The organism is Streptomyces sp. NPDC059003, from assembly GCF_042740445.1.
GTDB lineage: Bacteria > Actinomycetota > Actinomycetes > Streptomycetales > Streptomycetaceae > Streptomyces.
Genome location: NZ_JBHYJH010000422.1, coordinates 1 through 1,796, shown reverse-complemented (window position 1 = coordinate 1,796; position 1,796 = coordinate 1). Strand labels below are relative to the sequence as shown.

Sequence of the window (1,796 nt, the reverse complement as noted above, 5' to 3'; positions counted from 1 at the left end):
CCCGGGGCGGGGTGCCCGCCCGCCGGGGCTGTTCTCGTTCCCGGCGCCGGGGCCCCTCGGGTGTCGCGCCGGGGGGGGGGTTCCGCCCTCATGTCCGGCCGGGGGCGCCCCGGGCCACGTCCGGGCCCGGGCCCGCGCGCTCCCATGTCCCGGCCGCGCTGTCCGAGTGGGGCCGCGGGCCCTGCTGGTACAGGTCCTGGTCGAGCTCGCCGCCTCCGTGCTCGTCGGCCTCGGTCGCCCGCCCGCGGCCGCCCCGCTGCGTCCGCGGGCGTGGGCCTGCTGCTCGGCACCGGAGGCCTCCGCTGTCCCCGGCCGCGCCGCCCTCGCCCGCCGCGCTTCCCTGGCCGCCTCGCCCGCGTCCTTGGCTGTCGTGCTCCTGGAGCTCGACGTCGACGAGCCGTTGCCGTTCGGTTCGTTCTTCGTGCTCCGGCCTTGCCCGTGCGCGCTGCTTGGCCGCCATTCCTGCGCCGGACCCCGGCCGTTGGGCTGCTCGCGCCCGACGCTCGCGGCCGTGGGTCGCGCGGCCGTCTGTCGTGCTGCGCCCGGGTGGCGCCGTCTTCCCGGCCCGGGGCCGTGCCGGGCTCGCTGGTCTGGGTCGCCGGCGGCCTGCGCTGACCGTGGCATACCGCCTCGGTCGTCAGCGGCCGGGCCTTCGTCGTATGGCGCCGCCTTGAGCTTGAGTTTTAACCTTGAGGGCTCTGACGGGGGGCGGGTGCGTGCTGCGAAGCCTCGAACCGACCGAGTGCAGCTTGGCCTGGAACTGAGAAGATGCCTGCGTGACGGACGATGAGGTCATCGACGCTGTCCGGGATTACGCCAGGACACACGGATTGCCGGCACCAGCGACGCCTGAGGCGATCACGGAAGCGGAGCAGGTCATCGGCTTCCCTCTTCCGCCGTTGCTGCATCGTCTGTATCTGGACGTGGCAAACGGGGGTTTCGGGCCGAACGAAGGCATCCTGGGCGTTCGCGGAGGGGCATCGCAGGGTGACTGGCGGGACCTTGCGGAGATCCATCAGTATGGGCCGGATCCGTCCGGCCGGGTTCCGGTCGGCCTGGTGCCGGTGTACGACTGGGGGTGCACCATCTGGTCCTTGGTCGACTTCCGGGACCCTGCCGGACCTATGTGGTGCAACCATCAGGGTGAGTTGTGGCTGCAGGGCCTCAATCTGGCGGAGTGGCTGAGCGCAGCCCTGGCGGGCTCGCTGACCCTTGACGCCCTGCTTGCTACGCAGCCCGCCAGTTAAGCAGCGGCAGGTGGTGCGTCCGAGTTTCGGAACACCCGATGGGTGCGCGCTGGTCCCAGCGGTGTTCCGAAACTGGCGCAGGCCGAGAAGGAACACACTGCACCGCACTGACCAGGCTTCATCCTTTGGATGAAGCAGCGGATGAGGTTAAAACTCAAGTCGAGTAGCTGTGCGAGAACCCCTTGCTCGATTCGACCGCCTGGGACAATGCCGCCATGACCACGCACCTGACCTGGGAGATCCAGCGGCTGAGCGGAACGGCCTGGATGACCACGGAAGGCGAGACCATCACCGCCAGTGACTACGACTACCCAGAGGTTGTTGCCCGCTGCGCCCTCGCCGAGCATCTACGGGGCCTGCCCGATGAGGACAACGACCAGCGCAGAGCCCTCGTCTGGCGAGGGCGCCATCCCTTCGGGGACTCATGGATGGCGACCGAACGAGATCTCCTCGGGGCCCCGAGTAGACCGCCCCGGAGGTTCTCACACAGGTTCTGACCCGCGTCTCGGGCCGCTTTACCGGTCACCCGCTGTCCTTGCTGCGCCGTCG

Annotated in this window: 3 protein-coding genes; 2 read left to right on the top strand and 1 reads right to left on the bottom strand. The window is 70.2% G+C overall.

Features of this window, described 5'->3' with window-relative positions; translation table 11 throughout:
- Positions 1 to 88: 88 nt before the first annotated feature.
- On the bottom strand, positions 89 to 460 hold the full coding sequence (locus tag ACFWZ5_RS46315) for a hypothetical protein (RefSeq protein WP_384893316.1): 372 nt from the start codon (positions 458 to 460) through the stop codon (positions 89 to 91).
- 316 nt (positions 461 to 776) lie between these two features.
- Between ACFWZ5_RS46315 and ACFWZ5_RS46310 the strand changes: the two genes are divergently transcribed.
- Both ACFWZ5_RS46310 and ACFWZ5_RS46305 read left to right on the top strand, forming a co-directional pair.
- Positions 777 to 1,247 carry an SMI1/KNR4 family protein gene (locus ACFWZ5_RS46310; RefSeq protein ID WP_384789031.1) on the top strand — a complete coding sequence of 157 codons (471 nt, stop codon included), beginning with the start codon at positions 777 to 779 and terminating at the stop codon, positions 1,245 to 1,247.
- A gap of 215 nt (positions 1,248 to 1,462) precedes the next feature.
- Entirely contained in the window at positions 1,463 to 1,744 is a 282-nt protein-coding gene (locus ACFWZ5_RS46305) for a hypothetical protein (protein ID WP_384789028.1), read from the top strand.
- The last annotated feature ends 52 nt before the right edge of the window (positions 1,745 to 1,796 follow it).

Excerpts from the sequence above, each read along its gene's own strand:
- ACFWZ5_RS46315 (WP_384893316.1), bottom strand. The coding sequence starts at position 460 with ATGGCGGCCAAGCAGCGCGCACGGGCAAGGCCGGAGCACGAAGAACGA.
- ACFWZ5_RS46305 (WP_384789028.1), top strand. The coding sequence starts at position 1,463 with ATGACCACGCACCTGACCTGGGAGATCCAGCGGCTGAGCGGAACGGCC.